Source organism: Leucobacter sp. M11, assembly GCF_035726885.1.
Classification (GTDB): domain Bacteria; phylum Actinomycetota; class Actinomycetes; order Actinomycetales; family Microbacteriaceae; genus JAPFRB01.
Genome location: NZ_JAPFRB010000005.1, coordinates 14,151 through 16,004 on the forward strand (window position 1 = coordinate 14,151; position 1,854 = coordinate 16,004).

Consider the following 1,854-nt stretch of genomic DNA (forward strand, 5'->3'; position numbering starts at 1 on the left):
GATCCGCCGAGCACGGCTCCGACCAGCCCCGGGGCGTCGGCCCTGCCCTCGGGGGGCCCCGGTCCCGGTGAATCCCTCGCCGAATCGGGCACCCCGACCGGGGCCGCCGCGCCCCTCTGGGCGCTCGGCATCACGCTCGGCCTCGGCGGGGCGATCCTCCTCGCCCGGCGGGCCCGGCCAGGTCGCTAGGGCACGCGGCCCAAACGACACCGGCCCCGCTCCAGAAGGAGCGGGGCCGGCGTGCGGTCCTGGGTGCCTAGGCGGCGATGTGCGCGAAGAGGAACCAGCGGTCCTTCTCGAGCTGCTGCGCGATAGCGATCGCGACGTCCTGGCTGACCAGGTCCACGTCATCGAGCTCGGTGATCGCGCGGTTCACGGTGGCGAGGGTCGCATCGATCTGCGCGACCATCTCAGTGATGACCGTGGTGGTGTTCTGGAAGCCCTCGGAGAGCGCGGGGGTGCGGGTCTCGGAGGCGACGGAGCCGAGGCGGCCGTCAACGGGGAGGCCCAGGGCGACGATCCGCTCGGCGGCGGTGTCGTACGCCTCGCGGGCGTTGTCCACGACCTGGTCGAGCAGCTCGTGGATGCCGATGAAGTTGGCGCCGCGGACGTGCCAGTGCGCCTGCTTGCCGTTCACCGAGAGGGCAATCAGGTCCTGCACGACGGGGGTGAGGAGCTGAGCCACCCCGGCGGCGAGCTCGGGGTTCGCGGTGGCCTGGGGGAGAGCGGTCTTGGTGTTGGTCATGGTGCACATCCTTTCGGGGAAGTTCTGCCCTTAACGCTACGCTCATCCCAGAGAAATACAAGCAATGACAGGCTTGGCTCAGTAAGCGCAGGCTTGCCTGGGGCCTCGGAACGGAAGGAAGTTCGGAGCATGGAACGACTCATCAGGGCCCTTGGCGCGGGGTACGAGCCCGCGGTCTCGGACCGGGCCTGGCTCGCCCCCGGAGCCGCCGTCATCGGCAACGTCACCCTCGGCGCGCAGAGCAACGTCTGGTACCACGCGGTGCTCCGCGCCGACTCCTCGGCCATCGTGGTCGGCGAACGCTCGAACTTCCAGGACGGCGTCGCCGTGCACGTCGACCCCGACTTCGGCGTTCAGATCGGTGACGACGTCTCCGTCGGCCACAACGCGGTCGTGCACGGCGCGACCGTCGAAGACGGCTGCCTGATCGGGATGAGCGCAACCGTGCTCAACGGGGCGGTGATCGGCGCGGGCTCGCTCGTCGCCGCCGGGGCCGTCGTCCCGCAGGGCATGACGGTGCCGCCGGGCTCCCTCGTCGCCGGGGTGCCCGCGAAGGTCATCCGCCCGCTCCGGGACGAGGAGCGCGAGGGGCTGCTGCGCAACGCCGCCGTGTACCTGGAACACACCGCCCGGCACCGGGCCGCGGACGAGGCCGACACGCCCGAAGCGTAGGAAAAGCGCCGCCGGTGGCGCGGCCGAGTCGCGGAATACAGTAGACTCGATTCGGTCGCCCACTGCGGGCGAACGGGGATGTAGCTTAATGGTAAAGCCTCAGTCTTCCAAACTGATTACGCGGGTTCGATTCCCGTCATCCCCTCCACTCCGAGAGCCCCTGACCTTCGGCCGGGGGTTCTCTGCGTTTCGGGGATTCCGGGCCTCTTGATGAACCCGTGACTGGCGTCGCAGGCTCCGCCAGCGCCGTGCGCGCGCAACGCTTCGCGTTGCGTCCAGCGCGCGGGCGGGGTTCGATTCCCGTCATCCCCTCTCACACAGTCAGGCCCCTGCTCACGCGGGGCCTGACTGCTTTTCGGGGATTCCGGGCGTGTTGATGAACCCGTGACTGGCGTCGCAGGCTCCGCCAGCGCCGTGCGCGCGCAACGCTTCGCGTT

The 1,854-nt window shown here is 70.0% G+C and carries 3 protein-coding genes and 1 tRNA gene; 3 read left to right on the top strand and 1 reads right to left on the bottom strand.

Features of this window, described 5'->3' with window-relative positions:
- Positions 1 to 189 (top strand): hypothetical protein (locus OOT08_RS15300; RefSeq protein WP_325093708.1); only part of this gene is annotated, 189 nt, incomplete at its 5' end.
- A 67-nt stretch (positions 190 to 256) separates the two neighbouring features.
- Here OOT08_RS15300 and OOT08_RS15305 read toward each other — a convergent pair.
- On the bottom strand, positions 257 to 745 hold the full coding sequence (locus tag OOT08_RS15305; protein ID WP_325093709.1) for a Dps family protein: 489 nt from the start codon (positions 743 to 745) through the stop codon (positions 257 to 259).
- A 129-nt stretch (positions 746 to 874) separates the two neighbouring features.
- Between OOT08_RS15305 and OOT08_RS15310 the strand changes: the two genes are divergently transcribed.
- Both OOT08_RS15310 and OOT08_RS15315 read left to right on the top strand, forming a co-directional pair.
- Entirely contained in the window at positions 875 to 1,417 is a 543-nt protein-coding gene (locus OOT08_RS15310) for a gamma carbonic anhydrase family protein (protein ID WP_325093711.1), read from the top strand.
- A gap of 74 nt (positions 1,418 to 1,491) precedes the next feature.
- Positions 1,492 to 1,565, top strand: a tRNA-Gly gene (locus OOT08_RS15315).
- The last annotated feature ends 289 nt before the right edge of the window (positions 1,566 to 1,854 follow it).

What these genes read in the sequence shown, in the direction of transcription:
- OOT08_RS15305 (WP_325093709.1), bottom strand. Translation starts at nt 745, where the DNA reads ATGACCAACACCAAGACCGCTCTCCCCCAGGCCACCGCGAACCCCGAG.
- OOT08_RS15310 (WP_325093711.1), top strand. Translation starts at nt 875, where the DNA reads ATGGAACGACTCATCAGGGCCCTTGGCGCGGGGTACGAGCCCGCGGTC.